Here is a 17,374-nt window from a genome sequence, read left to right on the forward strand (position 1 = left end):
ATCAGATATGCGTGATTTGATTGAAAGCGATGAGCCAAGAGCCAAATTAGCTCGCCGCATTTATATTAATTGTGTAGTTCGCTATGTTGGTGCTTATGCTGCAGAAATGGATGGGGTAGACGGTATTGTCTTTACGGCCGGTATCGGTGAACATGATCCCGGCATTCGTGCAGGAGTAATGTCTTCTTTGAAATATCTAGGCTTAAAGGCTGACTTTGAAGCTAACAGAACTGATGGTGAAAAATTTATTTCAAAGCCAAATTCTAAGGTTAAAGCATTGATCGTGCCAACTAATGAAGAAGTAATGATTGCCCGTGAAGTTATTAAACTTACGAGATAATAGAAAAATAATTATTAAAAGAAAGGGCGTATCGTAAGATGCACTTTTTTTGATACCGGTAACATCCTTCTACATATTGAAACCGGTTTCTTGCATCGACTAAACTATGCATGGAGGAAAAAATTATGGCACATTGGTATGATCACGCAATTATTTATCAAATTTATCCTAAGTCTTTTCAAGATAGCAATGATGACGGTATTGGCGACCTAAATGGTATTCGCGAAAGAATTCCATACTTGCAAAATTTAGGGGTTAATGCCGTTTGGCTTAATCCTATTTTTGTTTCACCTCAGGTAGACATCGGTTATGATGTCTCAAACTATTTTGCCATTGATCCACATATGGGAACAATGGAAGACATGGAGAATTTAATCAAAGAACTTCATGAAGCTGGGATTCATATTATTATGGATTTCGTCTTAAATCACACTTCAGATCAGCATCCATGGTTCCAAGATGCAATTAAGAATCCTGATAGTCTGTATCGTGATTATTATATTTTTGCAGGTCATGATGGCAAACGCCCTAACAATTGGGGCAGCTTCTTTGGTGGCAGCGTTTGGGAGCCAGATCCAGCAGGAACCGGCCAATCTTATTTTCATTTATTTGATAAGCGCATGCCTGATCTTAATTGGAAAAATCCTGAAGTACGCCATGCCATGCTTGAAGCAGCCGAATTTTGGCTAAAAAAGGGAATTGATGGTCTGCGGCTTGATGCATTTATTCACATTAGCAAAGCTGATTTGAGACAAAATTATCCTAATAAAAATGGCAATGATAAACCTGTTATCGCGGAACCATTTTTTGCTAATTTGCCACAAGTTCAGGAATGGATGCGACCATTTTGCGAAAAGATAAAACAGGATTATCCAGATGCATTGTTATTAGGTGAAGCTGCAAGTGCTAGCGTAAATTTGGCTGTTGATTACACTAATAAGCGTAATCATTTGATGGATAGCGTTATTACTTTTCGGTACTTTACTGATGATGAATCAAAAGTAGACAAACGTTATCCTGAACAATATCAACCAAAGGAACTTGATTTTACAGCCTTTAAGCAAAACCAAGTTGTTTGGCAGCAGACTTTAGCAGGCGTTTCGCAGCCAACGCTTTATTGGAATAATCATGACATGGCTAGACTTGCTACCAGAGTAGCTAAGACTCTAACGCAGGCTAAGAGCTTGGCAATGTTAATGTACTTACAGCGCGGGATTCCGATCATTTATTACGGTGAAGAATTAGGCTTAAAGAACTTGCACTTTACTAGTGTCGATCAATTTGAAGATCAAACGGTTGCACCATGGATTAAGAAAGCAGAACAAGCAGGTATCAGTAGAGAAGACGCGATGACAATGGTTAGTGAAACGCATAAATTGCCAGCCCGTGGTCTAATGCCATGGAATGACACTAAAAATTATGGCTTCACTGAAGGAACTCCATGGATTAACGGAAAGATCGAAAATCACGTTTCAGTTGCTAGTGAAATGACTTCAGATAGCAGCATGTTTACTTTTTATAAAAAGATGATTGCCCTTAAAAAAGAAAATTTGTTCCAAAAAGGCGACTATTACATGCTCCCAACTGATAAAAATAGCTATGTTTACCAGCGTGATTTAAACGATGAAAGTGCAATTGTGGCTGTTTCCTTAAGCAATGAGAAGATTACAATAGAAATTCCACAAGGATATACAGAAGAAAAATTAAAAGCAGGAGAATATCAATTAACTAACAGGAAGTTAACCTTGATGCCTTATGCAGGTGTTGTGTTGAAAAAGGAGAATTAAAACATGCAATTAGCAGCATTAAAACACAGAACTGAAAGTGAAGACAGCTTTGTAATTGATGCGACTCATGTTCGTGTTCGTTTTCATAGCGCAAAGAATGATGTTGAAAAGGTTATTGTGCACTATTGCGATAACTATTTGCCATTAAACCAGGCTAAAACAATTGAAATGACTAAAATTGGTGAAGGCCAAGTCGAGGATCACTGGGGAGCCACCCTTGAGGCACCATTCCATCGTTTAAAGTACACATTTGAAGTAATTGGTAATGATGGAACCAGCGTTGTTGTAGGTGATAGGGCAATTAGCAGCGATGTTGAAAGTGCTCTGATGGAAGACGGATATTATTTTAAGGTGCCGTATTGTCATGATATTGATATGGTTAAGACACCAGAATGGGTAAGACATACTGTTTGGTACCAAATTTTCCCAGAGCGTTTTGCTAATGGTGATAAATCTAATGATCCTAAAAATGTAAAGCCTTGGAATCCTGAAGACCATCCTGGTCGAGAAGACTACTACGGTGGTGATTTGCAAGGTGTGTTAGACCATTTGGATTATCTAAAGAAGCTAGGAGTAAATGGCTTATACTTCTGTCCTGTTTTTAAAGCAGGGTCCAACCACAAATATGACACGATTGATTACTTGCAAATTGATCCGGAATTCGGTGATAAAGATCTATTTGCCAAGGTAGTTAATGAAGCTCATGCACGTGGCATGAAAGTTATGCTAGATGCGGTGTTTAACCACTTAGGTGATAAGTCAATGCAATGGCAAGATGTGGTCAAAAATGGCCCAAGTTCTCGTTTTGCTGGCTGGTTCCACATTAATGAATATCCGGTTGAACCATATCATGATCCATTGCAAGGTGAAGGAAATCCTCAATTTGATACTTTTGCCTTTGAAAAACACATGCCAAAATTAAATACTGCTAACCCTGAAGTACAAGACTTCTTGCTAGAAATAGCAACTTACTGGGTGAAATACTTTGACATTGATGCTTGGCGTTTGGATGTTGCCAATGAAGTGGATCATCATTTCTGGAAGAAGTTTCATAAGGCTGTGACCGATATCAAGCCAGACTTTTACATTGTCGGTGAAGTTTGGCACTCAGCTCGTCCATGGCTTAATGGTGATGAATTTACAGGTGTAATGAATTATCCATATACTTTGCAAATTGAAGATCATTTCTTTAAGCACAAGCTAACAGCTGATCAAATGACCAAGCGTTTAACTGATCAGCTCATGAAGTACCGTGATTCAACTAATGCGGCAATGATGAACATGCTTGATTCACATGATACTGCTAGAATTTTGACAGTGGCTAACGGCGATCAAGATTTGGCTTTGCAGGCATTAACCTTTGAATTTGTGCAAAAAGGCAGTCCATGTATTTATTACGGTACTGAAATGGGAATGGCTGGCGGCAATGACCCAGACTGTCGTAAGCCGATGGATTGGTCAAAAGAAGATGGACCTGTTTGGCAAAGAGTTCATGAACTGATTAAGTTCCGTTTAGACCATGATGAGACCTTCGGAAAGGGTACAATTAAGTTACACGTAACAAAAAATGGCTTGATTGAGGTTGATAGAGACGGAATTGAATCTGTTAAGGCATACTTTAATACCACCGATCATGATGTAAAAATCGATTGTAAAGATTCATTTAGTCAAGATTATCAAAATGGAGTATTGGCTCCAAAAGGCTTTGTAATCACGGTTCGCTAAAAGTTACTTTTAATAAGCATGAGAAAAGAAGGCAGATTAGGGTCTGCCTTCTTTTTTTATTACTAAATTCTGATACCGGTAACAAAGGTTTTGATATTGTAAACCGCTTTCAATTCGAAGATAATGTAAGCGTAAACAAAAGAGCACCTGATGTTGCGGGAGATTTAAAGTATATGAAACGAATTTTTGAAATTGATCCTTGGAAGATAATTACTCATAATTTCGATCCAGAAAATAAACGATTACAGGAAAGCATGACTGCAATCGGTAATGACTACATGGGTATGAGAGGAAACTTTGAAGAAGGCTATTCTGGTGATAGCTTACAAGGCACATATCTTGCAGGTGTTTGGTTCCCAGATAAGACTCGTGTTGGTTGGTGGAAGAACGGTTATCCTAAGTATTTCGGTAAGACACCTAACGCACCAAGCTTTATTGGAATTGGAATTACCATTAATGGTGAAAAGTTAGATTTAGCTAAAGTTAAATTTGATGATTTCGAATTATCACTTGATATGCATCAAGGCCTCCTTACAAGAAGCTTCATTTATGAAGGCAAGGACGTCAAAGTTAAATTTGAATTTGAACGTTTCCTTCATATTGTTCAAAAAGAAGCTGCTTTAATCAAAGTAAAGGCTACAGTGCTTGAAGGTCACGCTAAGATCGACTTCGATTCTACACTAGATGGCACGGTGGTAAACGAAGACAGTAATTATGATGAACGCTTCTGGTTGCCACTTGGTGAAGATAAAGATGCTAGAACAATCCAAGTAAAAACTAAAGAAAATCCTTATGAAGTACCTCAATTTACTGTTTTACTTAAGCAAAGCTTGCTCCATGATGGCGAATTTGTCGAAGGAACAGTATCAACTGAAAGTGCAAAATTAAGCGAAAAGCTATCAATTGAATTAGCTGAAAATGAAAGCTATGAGCTTGAAAAAGATGTCATCATTGTAACTAGTCGTGACGTCAAAGATAAGGATCAAGCTAATGTTGCAGCAGATTTAATGAAGAAGCTTCAATCTAAGTCATTTGCAGAAAACTTAGCAGATCATGAAGCCGTATGGAAGAAGCGTTGGGACAAGTCAGACGTTGTCATTGCTGGTGATGATGCCGCTCAACAAGGTATCCGCTTTAACATTTGTCAATTATTTATGACTTACTACGGTGAAGATGAACGATTAAACGTAGGCCCTAAAGGCTTTACTGGTGAAAAGTACGGTGGTGCTACTTACTGGGATACTGAAGCTTACATCGTTCCAATGTACTTATGTGTAACTGATCCAAGCGTTACAAGAGCACTTCTTCAATATCGTCACGATCAATTGCCAGGTGCTTACCATAACGCTAAAGAGCAAGGTTTACCAGGTGCGTTGTTCCCAATGGTTACATTTAACGGAATTGAATGTCACAACGAATGGGAAATCACTTTTGAAGAAATCCATAGAAATGCAGATATCCCTCATGCAATTGCTATGTACACTGATTACACCGGTGATGATAGCTATGTTAAGAATGAAGGAATGGATGTTTTAGTTGGTACAGCAAGATTCTGGGCAGCCAGAGTTCATTGGTCAAAGTGGCGTAACAAGTACGTTATGCACGGTGTAACCGGTCCTAACGAATATGAAAACAACGTTAACAACAACTGGTTTACCAACACAATGGCAAGATGGCTTCTTCAATACACATTGAAGCGTTTGCCACTTGCTACCAAGGAAGCTCAAGAAAGAGCTCATGTCACTGAAGAAGAAAAAGAAAAGTGGCAAGACATCGTTGATAAGATGTACCTTCCAGAAGATAAGGAACGCGGCATCTTCTTACAACAAGATGACTTCCTAGACAAAGACATTCGTCCAGTTAGCGAAATTGAAGATCAACGTCCAATTAACCAACACTGGTCATGGGACAAGATCTTAAGATCACCATTTATCAAGCAAGCTGATGTTTTGCAAGGTATCTACTTCTTAAATGATCAATACACCAAGGAACAAAAGGAAAAGAACTTCGACTTCTATGAACCATTAACAGTTCACGAAAGTTCACTTTCACCATGTATCCACTCAATCTTGGCTGCTGAACTTGGCAAACAAAAGAAGGCCGTTGAGCTTTATGAAAGAACAGCTCGTTTAGACCTTGATAACTACAACAATGATACGGTTGATGGTTTGCACATTACCTCAATGAGTGGTTCATGGCTTGCAATTGTTCAAGGCTTTGCAGGGATGCGTTACGATCATAATCAATTAAAATTTGATCCATTTGTTTCTGATAAGTGGGACCACTACGGCTTTAAGATTAACTACCGTGGTCGTTTGATTGAAGTTTATGTAGATCACAAAGAAACTAAGATTACTTTGCATAAAGGCGAAGACTTAGATGTTGTAGTTAAAGGAAAGAAACTTACTCTTAAAGAAGGTGAAACCCAGAATGCTTAAAGGATTATTGTTTGATTTAGATGGTGTTTTAACCAATTCAGCTAAGTTTCACTTAACAGCATGGAACAATTTGGCAAAAGAATTAGGCATCACTTTAACCGATGAGCAACTCAACAGCTTGCGTGGTATTTCAAGAATGGATTCGCTTGAATTGATTCTGAAATATGGTGGTCAAGAAGACAAATACACCGAAGCAGAAAAAGAAAAATTCGCTGCCGAAAAGAATGCCAAGTTCGTTGAACAAGTTGAAACGATGACGCCAAAGGATATCTTGCCAGGTATCCCAGAACTTTTGGCAGATGCTAAGAAGCAAAACTTAAAGATGGTAATTGCTTCAGCTTCAAAGAATGCACCTAAGATTTTGACTAGATTAGGAATCATGGATGAATTTGATGGCATTGTTGATCCAGCAACGCTACATCACGGCAAGCCAGATCCTGAAATCTATGAAAAAGCTCAAGCCATTGCAGGTCTCAAGGCTGATGAAGTAATCAGTTTTGAAGATGCGGCAGCAGGTATTGAATCAATCAAAGCCGCTGGTCAATTTGCAGTCGGCATTGGTGATGAAAAGCTGCTCAAGAGCAAGGGTGCAGATTATGTAGTTCTATCTACAGCTGACTTGAAGCTGAGTGAGATTGAAAAAGTTTTTGAAGAAAAAAATAAAAATTAAAAGAGAGTAGGGGAAACAATGGTTGAGGTTGATTTAAACCATATTTACAAAAAGTATCAAGGTAATGATAGATATTCTGTAAATGACTTTGACTTACATATTAAAGATAAGGAATTCATCGTTTTCGTTGGTCCATCAGGTTGTGGTAAGTCAACTACATTAAGAATGGTCGCAGGTTTGGAAGACATCAGTAAAGGTACTTTGGAAATTGATCACAAGGTAATGAATGATGTCGCTCCAAAGGACAGACACATTGGGATGGTTTTCCAAAACTATGCTTTGTATCCACATATGACTATTTACGACAACATAGCTTTTGGACTTAAGCTTCGTCACACGCCTAAGGCTGAAATTGATGAAAAAGTTAAAAAAGCCGCTAAGATGTTGGGCCTTGAAGAATATTTGGATAAAAAACCAGGTGCTTTATCTGGTGGTCAACGTCAGCGTGTAGCCTTAGGACGGGCAATCGTTCGCGCAGCTGCTATCTTCTTAATGGACGAACCATTATCAAACTTGGATGCGAAGTTGCGTGTAACGATGCGTACCGAAATTGCCAAGCTTCACCAAGAATTGGGTATTACAACTATTTATGTTACCCACGACCAGACTGAAGCTATGACCTTGGCTGACAGAGTTGTTGTTATGTCTATTGGCCGAGTAGAGCAAATCGGTTCACCGCTTGAGGTTTACAACAAGCCAGTTAACATGTTTGTTGCTGGATTCATTGGTTCTCCTCAAATGAACTTCTTCAATGTTCACTATAAGGATGGACGAATTTCAGATGGTAAAGGTTTGAACATCGGTATCTCTCAAGGTAAAGCTAAGATACTTGACGAAAAAGGATACAACGATAAAGATCTTGTCTTCGGTCTTCGTCCAGAAGATATTCACTCAGAAGAAGCATTCTTGCAAACTTGGCCAGATTCAGTAATTGAATCAAACGTTGTTGTTTCAGAACTTTTGGGTGCAACTATTCAACTTCACCAAGAAGTTGATGGTACTGAATTTACCGCGATTGTAAATTCACGTGATTATCATAAGCCTGGTGACAAAGTTAAGTTGGGCTTCGATGTTAACAAAGCTCACTTCTTTGACAAAGACAGCACCAAGGCAATCGTTAACTAATTTTATTACAGCTTATAACCTTATGTAGCAAAGGCTACTGTTGTTAAGAATTATTTATTGTTTTGATTTTTTTGGGAGGAAAAGTTATGAAAATTTGGAAGAAAATGGCTTTAGGTAGTGCCGCTGTTCTTGCAGCAATGTCACTTGCAGCATGTTCAAACGGTTCATCAGATTCATCAAGTAGTAGTAACACTAGTTCAAAGAAAGCTAACTTAACTCTTTGGGTAGATACTGAACAAGTTCCTTATTACAAGCAAATTGCAAAGGACTTTACCGAGAAAAATAAGAACATTAAGGTTCGTGTTGTTCAAAGTCCTAACGGTTCAGCTAACGCTAAGACTGACGTTGGTAAGGACCCATCAAAGGCTGCCGATGTATTTGAAGTTCCTAACGACCAATTAGGTCAAATGGCTGAAGCTGGTTACATTAACCCACTTTCACCAGAAGCAACTAAGGACATTAAGGCAAACTACATCGATGTTGCTTCAAAGGGTGTAACTTGGAAGAACAAGGTTTACGCATTCCCATACGCACAACAAGCACAAACCATGTACTACAACAAGTCTAAACTCTCAGCAGAAGATGTTAAGGACTGGAAGACTTTAACCTCTAAGGGTGTTGTAGCTACTGACTTTACTAACGCATACGTAATGTGGCCAGTAATGTTCTCAGCAGGTACAAAGCTTTACGGTGCTAACGGTGAAGACCTTAAGGGTTCAACATTCGATTCACAAAACGGTGTTAACGCTTTGAAGTGGTACGCAGCTCAAAAGCACAACAAGGGCGTAATGCAAACTTCAAACGCTTTGAACCAATTAAAGGAGGGTCATGCACAAGCTATTCTTGATGGTCCATGGAACGCAGCCAACATTAAGAAGATCTTAGGCAAGAACTTCGCAGTTGCTAAGTATCCTAAGATTGAAGTTGGTGGCAAGAGCGTACAAATGGAAGCATTCCTTGGTATCGAAGGCTTCGCAGTTAACTCAAACACTAAGAACGCTAAGGCTGCTTCAGAATTAGCTGCTTACATCACTAACAAGAAGGCTCAATTGATCGCTCACAAGGAAGCTGGTCAAATCCCAGTACTTAAGACTGCTGTAAACTCAAGTGCTGTTAAGAATGACCCAGTGGCTGAAGCTGTAATTGAAATGGCTAAACCAGGTAACTCAGTATTACAACCTAAGCTTCCACAAATGGCAACATTCTGGAACGAATCAGCTCCACTTATCAGTGGTACTTACGACGGTAAGATTAAGCCTTCACAATACAAGGCAAAGCTTGCTAAGTTGCAAAAAGATATTTCTAAGAAATAATTAAAATAATATTTCTTAAAGCATAAGCAAAGGTTGGCCGTTAATCCCAACCTTTTTGCCTAAGAAGGGGAAAAGTTATGTTTCTAAAGAAAAAGCATGTAGCTCCTAAAGCGACATATCGTGAAGTATGGTCTAAAGGTGATATTGCTACCAAGTTATCATTTTTCTTGATGGGTAGTAATGCCTTAGCCAACAAGCAATGGGTAAAAGGTCTTGCATTATTAATCTGTGAAATTGTATTCATTGTTTGGTTCATATTCAGTGGTATTTCAACTTTAGGTATCCTAGCTGCATTAGGTCCTATTAAGAATAAAAAAGTTGTCTATGACGCTGCTCAAGGTGTATATATTACGAAACAGCCTTCAAACTCAGTTTTGATTTTGCTGTTCGGTGTTTTAGCAATTATCTTATGTATTGCAATGATTTATCTTTATATTGTTAACTTAAGATCTACTAGACACAATTACATTTTGAAACGTGATGGCGAACATATTCCAACTAATATTGAAGAACTTAAGAGCTTGCTTGATACTCGTTTACATGCAACTTTAATGGTAATTCCATTATTGGGTATCTTGTTCTTCACAGTTTTTCCAACGGTCTTCATGATTTCAATGGCATTTACTAACTATGATCGTCAACACCCAATTGCCTTTTATTGGACAGGGTTCCAAGCATTCGGTAATGTGTTGAGTGGTGACTTGGCTGGTACTTTCTTCCCAGTATTGGGTTGGACTTTAATTTGGGCCGTAGCTGCTACTGCTACTACTTTCTTCTTTGGTGTTTTACTTGCCATGTTGATTGAATCAAAAGGCATTAAGTACAAGGCCTTTTGGAGAACTGTCTTCGTAATTATTTGGGCTGTCCCACAATTCGTTTCACTTTTGATGATGGCTCAATTCTTAGACTATCAAGGTGCTTTTAACAACATTTTGATGAACTTGCACTGGATCACTTCACCAATTCACTTCATTGATAACCAAGCTTCTCCATTAGTTGCGAGAATTACCGTTATTCTTGTTAATATGTGGATCGGTATTCCAGTTTCAATGTTGGTTTCAACTGCAATTATTCAAAACTTGCCAACTGATCAAATTGAAGCTGCCAAGATTGATGGTGCCAACGCTGCACAAATTTTCAGCTCAATCACTTTCCCACAAATTCTATTCGTGATGGCACCTTCACTTATTCAACAATTCATTGGTAACATCAACAACTTCAACGTTATCTTCCTGTTGACGGGTGGTGCACCAATGAACAGTAAGTATAACGGTGCCGGGTCGACTGACTTGCTGGTAACGTGGCTGTATAACTTGACGTTCGGTCAAGAGCAGCGTTATAACGCGTCAGCTGTACTAGGTATCTTAATGTTTATTATTAGTGCGGTTGTCTCGCTGATTGCATATCGCCACACTAATGCTTATAAGGAGGGCTAGACATGAAGTCATATTCAAATCAAAGACGGCTCTCATTAATCTTTCGGTATATCCTGTTAGCATTACTTGCAATTATCTGGATTTTACCAATTGTGTGGATCGTCTTAGCAAGTTTTTCATACAATGATACTGGATTTGTTTCGACCTTCTGGCCAGAACAATTCACGTTGCAGAACTATATCGGTATTTTTACTAATCCGCAATACCCATTTGGTAACTGGATCATTAACACATTAATTGTTTCTCTTCTCTCAATGGTTATTTCAACATTCTTAACTATTTCAGTTGCCTATGTTCTGTCACGACTTCGCTTTAAGTTTAGAAAACCATTTTTGCAAATTGCTTTGGTTTTAGGGATGTTCCCAGGCTTCATGTCTATGATTGCTTTGTACTACATCTTAAAAGGCTTAAACATGTTAAACCTCTTAGGTTTGTTACTTGTTTATGTTGGTGGTGCCGGACTTGGCTTCTACATTGCTAAAGGTTTCTTTGATACTATTCCTAGATCAATTGACGAAGCTGCTGAAATTGACGGTGCTACTAAGTGGCAAGTATTCTTACACATTGGTTTGCCACTTTCAAAGCCAATGATCGTTTACACTGCTTTGACTGCATTCATCGCTCCATGGACAGACTTCATTTTCTCAGGTATTATTCTTTCAACTTCAGGAAATGCTAAGACTTACACTGTTGCTTATGGTTTGTACAACATGGTGCATACAGCCAAAGGTAACGCGACTGCATACTTCGCACAATTCGTTGCAGGGTGTGTAATCATCGCGATCCCTATTACTATCTTGTTTGTCTTCATGCAGAAGTTCTATGTTAACGGAATTACTGCTGGTGCAGATAAGGGTTAAGGTAAATATAAAATTGCTTATGTTAAAAAACGCTTTGCTCGAAAGGGCAAGGCGTTTTTTGTACCCAAAATTAATCAATATGTTTTTGCTCCTTGCGTAACCGTTTTCGTGTTAATAATGAAGCTGAAAAAGAAATGAAAAAAGGGTTTCTCAAGGACATGAAAATGACGAAAATAAAAATTATTGAAGCAGAAATAATATAAATAGGGTTCTTGCCAAGAAACTATAAGGTAGATTGTAAAATTAATGATGGGATTTTGGCATGATTTTAGATAAATAGTGTGAAAGGTAGTTTTTTTATGTTAAGGAATAATTACTTTGGAGAGACTAAAACGCATTATAAATCATATAAATACGGTAAGACTTGGGCTGTTATGGGGATTTCAGTATGTTCGCTGGCATTAGGGATGCTAGTTACAAGTCAGTCAGTGGCAGCTGATCAAAGCTTGGTTAACCCAAGTCAACCAACGACGCCAACAAAGCCGGTTAACCCAAGTCAACCAACGACGCCAGCAAAGGCCGAAACGACTAGTGCAAGTAGTAGCAGTGCAGCACATGTTGATAAGAGCAATTTTCTTACTTACTTTTCATTAAACGGATCAGCCACTTATGATAAAAATACTGGTATTGTGACTATTACACCAGATGAATATAATAAAGTTGGAAATTTCTCTCTCAAGAGTAAAATTGATATGAATACTAGTTTTACTTTAACTGGTAAGGTTAATTTAGGATCCAATCCTAATGGAGCTGACGGTATTGGCTTTGCTTTTCATAAGCGTTAAGTAAGTCTGCCATAGACGGCCAATTTCATGATTTTACAGTTGATTATTATACAGTTGATTATGATGGACATACAAGAACATTAACAATCAAGTATACCCAAACAAGCGGTAAGATATTAACTTGGACTACGACTGTCTCGAATTCTAATCAAGCAATGGCAATGATTGTCAGTGCATCAACTGGTGGTGCTAAGAATTTACACCAATTTGAAATAATGAGTTTTGATTTTAAGCAAGCAGCGACAGTTAATGTTAAGTATGTTGATACAAAAGGTAATCAAATTGCTCAAGGTGAGGTTACTTATCCAAATGGCGCTAATGTTAAAGGTACTTATACTACAGGACAATTAAAAATTCCCAATTATAAGTTTGTAAGAATGGATGATGGTACTGCCACTGGAGCAAAAAGTTTGTCAGCGAAGGGTACTCTAACAAAAGCTGGAGATAATGGGACGGTTATTTATGTCTATGACCACGACGTGGTCCCAGTAAATCCAACGAATCCACAAACACCAGGTACGCCAATTAATCCAGATAATCCTCATGGACCAAAGTGGCCAGAAGGAACTGACAAGAGTTCTGTTACTCAGACAGTCATTAGAACTGTTAATTACCTGGATAAGCAGACTGACAAAGCTGTCGCTAAGCAAATTACTGAACAGGTTACGTATAACCGTACCGCCATTGTTGATAAAGTAACTGGTCAAATCATTGGTTACTCGACAACAGGTGGTGATACCGTTGACCAAACTGATGGTGATAAAGCTTGGACTGCAGTTGATAATAAGTCTGATTGGGATTTTGTCACTTCTCCTGACTTGAGTTCCAAGGGCTGGTCCCAGTAAATCCAACGAATCCACAAACACCAGGTACGTCAATTAATCCAGATGATCCAGATAGTCCGAAATGGCCAGCTGGGACTGATAAGGATTCGCTGACAACTTATGTTCACCAGACAATCCATTATCAATATGGCGATGGTTCACAAGCAGCTCCTGATAAGACTGATTCCACGACATTTGACCATCAAGTTGAAATTGATAAGGTCACCGGTGAGATTGTTAAGGATGATGGTTGGACAGCCGAAAATGGCAAGACGAGTTTTGATAGTAAGAATTCACCGGTAATTCCAGGCTATACTGCAAGTAAGCCAGCCAGCGATTCAGTTGATGGCTTAACGCAAGATAGTAAGGATAATGTTCAGACCATTGTTTACGCCAAGACTCCAGTTGCTGGCGGTAACGTCACAGCTAAGTATGTTGATGAAAACGGCAATCCAATTGCTGACGACGTTATTGCTTCTGGTAATGTAGGCGATCCATATTCAACGACCCAAAAGGATGTGCCAGGCTACACCTTCAAAGAAGTCCAAGGGAACCCTACGGGGAGCTTTACGGATCAGGATCAGACTGTTACCTATGTTTACACAAAGAACCCCGCAACAGATAACAATGGCGGTACTGGGCCCAATCAACCGGGGAAGCCAGGTAATGGTACGGACACAGGAAATCCCAGTTCTAACCAACCAGGGAATCCTTCCCAGCCAAGTAACGCTACTAACAATGGAGTAATCAATACGTCGACTAATACAGGATCTAAAGTTAACAACGGTGCTGTTAATTCACCAGAATTACCTCAAACTGGTGAAAACAATAGTCAAAGTCAAACAATGTCATTTATTGGTATTTTGTTGGCAATGTTTGGAAGTTTACTCGGTTTTCTTGGTATCAAGAAACGTCGTAATGATTAACCATTAAATAAATATATCTGTAGCGAATATAGATTATTTAAAGAGGACCCTGAAGAATATTATTATTCTTCAGGGTCTTTATTTGGCTCTACGTCGGCAAGAATGTCAATAGGCCGGACAAAAGAAGTTACGTTCTGACGAAGGCACTTAGTTATTTCTTAGATTCACGCATCATCAGGTCTTTTACCAGTGTTTTATTTTGTTTTGATGTGACGAGGAACGACAAACAAAGTTGCGAGATAAACCCAGTTTTGATTGATCAGGTGAATATAGGTGATGTCAGTGGTAACGACCCCAGATAAATCAGCTAGATGTCTCATTAAATTAGGCTTCTGCGACGTGTCAGTATTGGTTGTAGGCTTTTTAGGACGCTTGCGATACATAGTCGATTGAATGCCTAATTCATGCATGATATGCCAAATCGTTCGGCAAGAATTGTACGGTTGGATGTGCGGACGTTTTTTGGGGCTCAAATCGTCAGTGTGGTTTGTGGGATAAATCTTCATTTGCACACCGAAACCGGAGGTGCCCGCTTCTTCTGCATCAGCATAATCAATCCTAACGCTAACCACTTCACCTTGTACTTGATGGTGACGAAGTCTGCCAGCAACCTGATCAGCAATCTCGCTAAGCACGACTTTAATCTCCTTTGCCTGCGTGTAATCACACATGAGCACCTGACTATTGTCATAGTCTTTTTTCACATTTACTGGGTGGTAACTTTAATTATGCAATCTAAGGATGCCAATGATTTAGAGGCTAATATCAAGCGAGCTTTTTCCGCTCATGCCGATGCGGTTGTGCTGTTGGTGGATCACACTAAAATCGGTAAGCATCAACTATACATGAGTGCACCAATGAGCGCGATTAACTACATTGTTACTGATAAATCGCTACCCGAAACGATCTTCAATACAGCTCGGAACAATCATGTTCAAGTTTTTGAGGGTCTAGAATTTTTGGTGTTGGAAAGTATTTCCATTCCAAAAGTACTAGGCCCTAATTTAAAAAGACATTGATAATGGATCAAAAGCGGCCAATAGGGTATACACTATTGGCTAGATTGGTTTAGTCAAACAAAAATCTTAATTGGTTCCTTATAAGTGCATATAATTCCATCATCACAACTGTCCTTCTATAATTATGGTAAAGGAGGCGATAATTTGCGATTTATATTTAAGGCATTAATAGTAGTTGTTATTATCCTTGCATTTCCTTTATCCATAGTTCTTGTCTTTAAAAATTGGTCAACAGCCATTGGTACTAGTACACCCATGTCATTAAAGCTTGGTTGGTTGGAGCAGTACGAACCGATATACCTCTTTTGGAGTGGAGTAATTCTGGCGGTACTGTTAATTATTTTTTTGCTTATCACACTTTTTTGGCCACGGTCACAATCACTATATCTTCATCAAAAGTCTGATGGTCAAGTGACCGTCAGTAAAAAAGCTATTGAACATTTTGTGCTTTCAGCACTTCAACATGAACCCTTTATTGGCAACCCCAAGGTATCATCTAAGTTATCACGAAAAGGGATCACACTTAAAATATCGGGTGATCTACTAAATTCAGTCAATGCCAAGAAACAGACTGCAAATTTTCTTAATCAATTAAAAAAAGATTTGCGTATTTGTCTTGGAATTTCTGAACAGAAAAAAATTAAAATCAGACTCGTTGATTTTAATGAGTCGGACGCTAATGTGCATAAATCTCGAGTTATCTAGGAGGTGATATCGTGACCGAACTCATTAAAGCCTATTTTTGGCCACTAATTGGTGGAATTGTGGGATTGCTCTTAGCGGTCCTTTTCATCACTTTTGGATTTTTCAAGATGCTTTTTGTTTTGATTTTTATGGCAATCGGGATTACCGCGGGTTATTATATTCAAAAAACTGGTATCTTAAAAAATGTTTTTAAATAACTGTTTGAATTATAAGGAGAAAAAATTATGCAAAATGGAACGCCAAGTGAGAAAACAACAACTAACGAGAAGTCTGGTGTTAAAGGTAATTTAACATTTGATGATAAGGTTATTCAAAAGATCATTGGTATCGCACTTTCTGAAGTAGATGGCTTATTAACCGTAGATGGCGGCTTTTTCTCAAATGTTGCTCAAAAACTAGTTAATACTTCAGATGTCACATCAGGAATTGATGTAGAGGTTGGAAAAAAGCAGGTTGCAGTGGATATCGACATTGTTGCTGAATACGGCATTGATATTTCTAAACTGTATGACAAGATCAAAAATGTCATCGTTCGGGAAGTAAAGAATATGACCGAATTAGAAGTAATTGAGGTAAATGTGAATGTTGTTGATATCAAGACAAAGGAGCAATATGAAAAAGATTCGACTTCTCTGCAAGATCGCGTGAGCGATGCCACAGACAAAACGAAGGAAGCCATCATTAAGGGCGCAAAGAAATCGAAGGAAACATTAGGTGACAGCGTTGATAAAGTAACGTCTGACAATAAATCTAGTCGTGTTATCTAAGGGAGTGAGTAAATATGGGACTTATTTGGTCATTAATCGTCGGGGCAATCATTGGTGCCATTGCTGGCGCAATCACTAACCGTGGTGCTGCTATGGGCTGGATTGCAAACATCGTAGCTGGTTTAATCGGCGCGTGGATTGGTCAAGGGCTCCTTGGCACTTGGGGCCCTTCGTTAGCTGGCATGGCATTGATACCATCGATCATTGGGGCAATTATTTTAATTCTGATTGTTTCATTAGTTGTTGGTCGAACCAGTAAAAAGTAAGGGTGGAATTTTATGGACGTCTTGAAAAATGTATTTAAGTTTATGATCGCTTCTACGCTCATTGTAGGTGGTGTCCTCATCGGTGGCACCGTCTTGACTGCTAAGAAAGTGGATGGCATTGGTGATACATTGCAACAAAAATTACATGGATAATTAGCCAAATTTATCTGTATTAGGCTTCTTAGAACGTAAATAATTGAGCAATTGAAGATCAGTTAATCAATATTTAAATTGGGAAGATAACCCTTTATAAATATAGATTGGAATTTTTTTGATAATTAATCAAAGCAGGCACTTTTTTACATAGGTGTTTGCTTTGATTTATCTATACATTATGACCTAGCAGTTAAAAACTGCTTTTACAGATATAAATATAGTATTCTTACTG

At 38.6% G+C, this 17,374-nt stretch carries 15 protein-coding genes and 4 pseudogenes; 18 read left to right on the forward strand and 1 reads right to left on the reverse strand.

Going from position 1 to position 17,374, the window contains the following annotated elements; genetic code table 11:
* From HMPREF0518_RS00840 to HMPREF0518_RS11095, 12 genes and pseudogenes are all read left to right on the forward strand, one after another.
* Positions 1 to 340, forward strand: a pseudogene (locus HMPREF0518_RS00840) (acetate kinase); the annotation flags it as partial.
* Between the two features lie 125 nt (positions 341 to 465).
* Positions 466 to 2,127 (forward strand): alpha-glucosidase, encoded by a 1,662-nt coding sequence (locus HMPREF0518_RS00845; protein WP_023193054.1) that lies wholly within the window; start codon positions 466 to 468, stop codon positions 2,125 to 2,127.
* Positions 2,128 to 2,130: 3 nt separating this feature from the next.
* The gene (locus HMPREF0518_RS00850) at positions 2,131 to 3,852 is read left to right on the forward strand and encodes a glycoside hydrolase family 13 protein (protein WP_003625127.1); all 1,722 of its coding nucleotides are present in this window, start codon (positions 2,131 to 2,133) and stop codon (positions 3,850 to 3,852) included.
* A 173-nt stretch (positions 3,853 to 4,025) separates the two neighbouring features.
* The gene (locus HMPREF0518_RS00855; RefSeq protein WP_003625129.1) at positions 4,026 to 6,290 is read left to right on the forward strand and encodes a glycoside hydrolase family 65 protein; all 2,265 of its coding nucleotides are present in this window, start codon (positions 4,026 to 4,028) and stop codon (positions 6,288 to 6,290) included.
* Entirely contained in the window at positions 6,283 to 6,960 is a 678-nt protein-coding gene (gene pgmB, locus HMPREF0518_RS00860; RefSeq protein WP_003625130.1) for a beta-phosphoglucomutase, read from the forward strand. Before HMPREF0518_RS00855 ends, pgmB begins: the two co-directional genes overlap by 8 nt.
* An 18-nt stretch (positions 6,961 to 6,978) precedes the next feature.
* Entirely contained in the window at positions 6,979 to 8,085 is a 1,107-nt protein-coding gene (locus tag HMPREF0518_RS00865) for an ABC transporter ATP-binding protein (RefSeq protein ID WP_003625131.1), read from the forward strand.
* A gap of 86 nt (positions 8,086 to 8,171) precedes the next feature.
* On the forward strand, positions 8,172 to 9,398 hold the full coding sequence (locus tag HMPREF0518_RS00870) for an extracellular solute-binding protein (protein ID WP_003625132.1): 1,227 nt from the start codon (positions 8,172 to 8,174) through the stop codon (positions 9,396 to 9,398).
* Positions 9,399 to 9,475: 77 nt separating this feature from the next.
* Entirely contained in the window at positions 9,476 to 10,834 is a 1,359-nt protein-coding gene (locus HMPREF0518_RS00875) for a carbohydrate ABC transporter permease (RefSeq protein WP_003625133.1), read from the forward strand.
* 2 nt (positions 10,835 to 10,836) lie between these two features.
* Entirely contained in the window at positions 10,837 to 11,694 is an 858-nt protein-coding gene (locus HMPREF0518_RS00880) for a sugar ABC transporter permease (protein ID WP_003625134.1), read from the forward strand.
* A gap of 299 nt (positions 11,695 to 11,993) precedes the next feature.
* A pseudogene (locus HMPREF0518_RS11085) lies at positions 11,994 to 12,991 on the forward strand (lectin-like domain-containing protein); the annotation flags it as partial.
* 114 nt (positions 12,992 to 13,105) lie between these two features.
* Positions 13,106 to 13,324, forward strand: a pseudogene (locus HMPREF0518_RS11090) (hypothetical protein); the annotation flags it as partial.
* Positions 13,325 to 13,356: 32 nt separating this feature from the next.
* Entirely contained in the window at positions 13,357 to 14,229 is an 873-nt protein-coding gene (locus HMPREF0518_RS11095) for a MucBP domain-containing protein (RefSeq protein WP_420323890.1), read from the forward strand.
* A gap of 470 nt (positions 14,230 to 14,699) precedes the next feature.
* Here the strand turns inward: HMPREF0518_RS11095 and HMPREF0518_RS00900 are convergent.
* A pseudogene (locus tag HMPREF0518_RS00900) lies at positions 14,700 to 14,927 on the reverse strand (DinB/UmuC family translesion DNA polymerase); the annotation flags it as partial.
* Between the two features lie 30 nt (positions 14,928 to 14,957).
* Here HMPREF0518_RS00900 and HMPREF0518_RS00905 point away from each other — a divergent pair.
* The 6 genes from HMPREF0518_RS00905 to HMPREF0518_RS09980 all read left to right on the forward strand — a co-directional run bounded on the left by HMPREF0518_RS00905 (position 14,958) and on the right by HMPREF0518_RS09980 (position 17,139).
* On the forward strand, positions 14,958 to 15,248 hold the full coding sequence (locus HMPREF0518_RS00905; protein WP_003625142.1) for a DeoR/GlpR family DNA-binding transcription regulator: 291 nt from the start codon (positions 14,958 to 14,960) through the stop codon (positions 15,246 to 15,248).
* A 144-nt stretch (positions 15,249 to 15,392) separates the two neighbouring features.
* Positions 15,393 to 15,953 carry an alkaline shock response membrane anchor protein AmaP gene (amaP, locus tag HMPREF0518_RS00910; RefSeq protein ID WP_020828938.1) on the forward strand — a complete coding sequence of 187 codons (561 nt, stop codon included), beginning with the start codon at positions 15,393 to 15,395 and terminating at the stop codon, positions 15,951 to 15,953.
* A gap of 11 nt (positions 15,954 to 15,964) precedes the next feature.
* Positions 15,965 to 16,150, forward strand: a complete 186-nt coding sequence (locus tag HMPREF0518_RS00915) for a DUF2273 domain-containing protein (RefSeq protein ID WP_003625145.1) — start codon at positions 15,965 to 15,967, stop codon at positions 16,148 to 16,150.
* A 27-nt stretch (positions 16,151 to 16,177) separates the two neighbouring features.
* The gene (locus HMPREF0518_RS00920; protein ID WP_003625148.1) at positions 16,178 to 16,720 is read left to right on the forward strand and encodes an Asp23/Gls24 family envelope stress response protein; all 543 of its coding nucleotides are present in this window, start codon (positions 16,178 to 16,180) and stop codon (positions 16,718 to 16,720) included.
* Positions 16,721 to 16,734: 14 nt separating this feature from the next.
* Positions 16,735 to 16,986 carry a GlsB/YeaQ/YmgE family stress response membrane protein gene (locus HMPREF0518_RS00925; RefSeq protein ID WP_003625151.1) on the forward strand — a complete coding sequence of 84 codons (252 nt, stop codon included), beginning with the start codon at positions 16,735 to 16,737 and terminating at the stop codon, positions 16,984 to 16,986.
* Positions 16,987 to 16,998: 12 nt separating this feature from the next.
* Entirely contained in the window at positions 16,999 to 17,139 is a 141-nt protein-coding gene (locus HMPREF0518_RS09980; RefSeq protein WP_003625154.1) for a hypothetical protein, read from the forward strand.
* The last annotated feature ends 235 nt before the right edge of the window (positions 17,140 to 17,374 follow it).

It is taken from the genome of Lactobacillus helveticus DSM 20075 = CGMCC 1.1877 (assembly GCF_000160855.1).
Taxonomy (GTDB): domain Bacteria; phylum Bacillota; class Bacilli; order Lactobacillales; family Lactobacillaceae; genus Lactobacillus; species Lactobacillus helveticus.

Coding starts and splice junctions, on each gene's coding strand:
- HMPREF0518_RS00845 (WP_023193054.1), top strand. CDS start 466: ATGGCACATTGGTATGATCACGCAATTATTTATCAAATTTATCCTAAG.
- HMPREF0518_RS00850 (WP_003625127.1), top strand. CDS start 2,131: ATGCAATTAGCAGCATTAAAACACAGAACTGAAAGTGAAGACAGCTTT.
- HMPREF0518_RS00855 (WP_003625129.1), top strand. CDS start 4,026: ATGAAACGAATTTTTGAAATTGATCCTTGGAAGATAATTACTCATAAT.
- pgmB (WP_003625130.1), top strand. CDS start 6,283: ATGCTTAAAGGATTATTGTTTGATTTAGATGGTGTTTTAACCAATTCA.
- HMPREF0518_RS00865 (WP_003625131.1), top strand. CDS start 6,979: ATGGTTGAGGTTGATTTAAACCATATTTACAAAAAGTATCAAGGTAAT.
- HMPREF0518_RS00870 (WP_003625132.1), top strand. CDS start 8,172: ATGAAAATTTGGAAGAAAATGGCTTTAGGTAGTGCCGCTGTTCTTGCA.
- HMPREF0518_RS00875 (WP_003625133.1), top strand. CDS start 9,476: ATGTTTCTAAAGAAAAAGCATGTAGCTCCTAAAGCGACATATCGTGAA.
- HMPREF0518_RS00880 (WP_003625134.1), top strand. CDS start 10,837: ATGAAGTCATATTCAAATCAAAGACGGCTCTCATTAATCTTTCGGTAT.
- HMPREF0518_RS00905 (WP_003625142.1), top strand. CDS start 14,958: ATGCAATCTAAGGATGCCAATGATTTAGAGGCTAATATCAAGCGAGCT.
- HMPREF0518_RS00920 (WP_003625148.1), top strand. CDS start 16,178: ATGCAAAATGGAACGCCAAGTGAGAAAACAACAACTAACGAGAAGTCT.
- HMPREF0518_RS00925 (WP_003625151.1), top strand. CDS start 16,735: ATGGGACTTATTTGGTCATTAATCGTCGGGGCAATCATTGGTGCCATT.
- HMPREF0518_RS09980 (WP_003625154.1), top strand. CDS start 16,999: ATGGACGTCTTGAAAAATGTATTTAAGTTTATGATCGCTTCTACGCTC.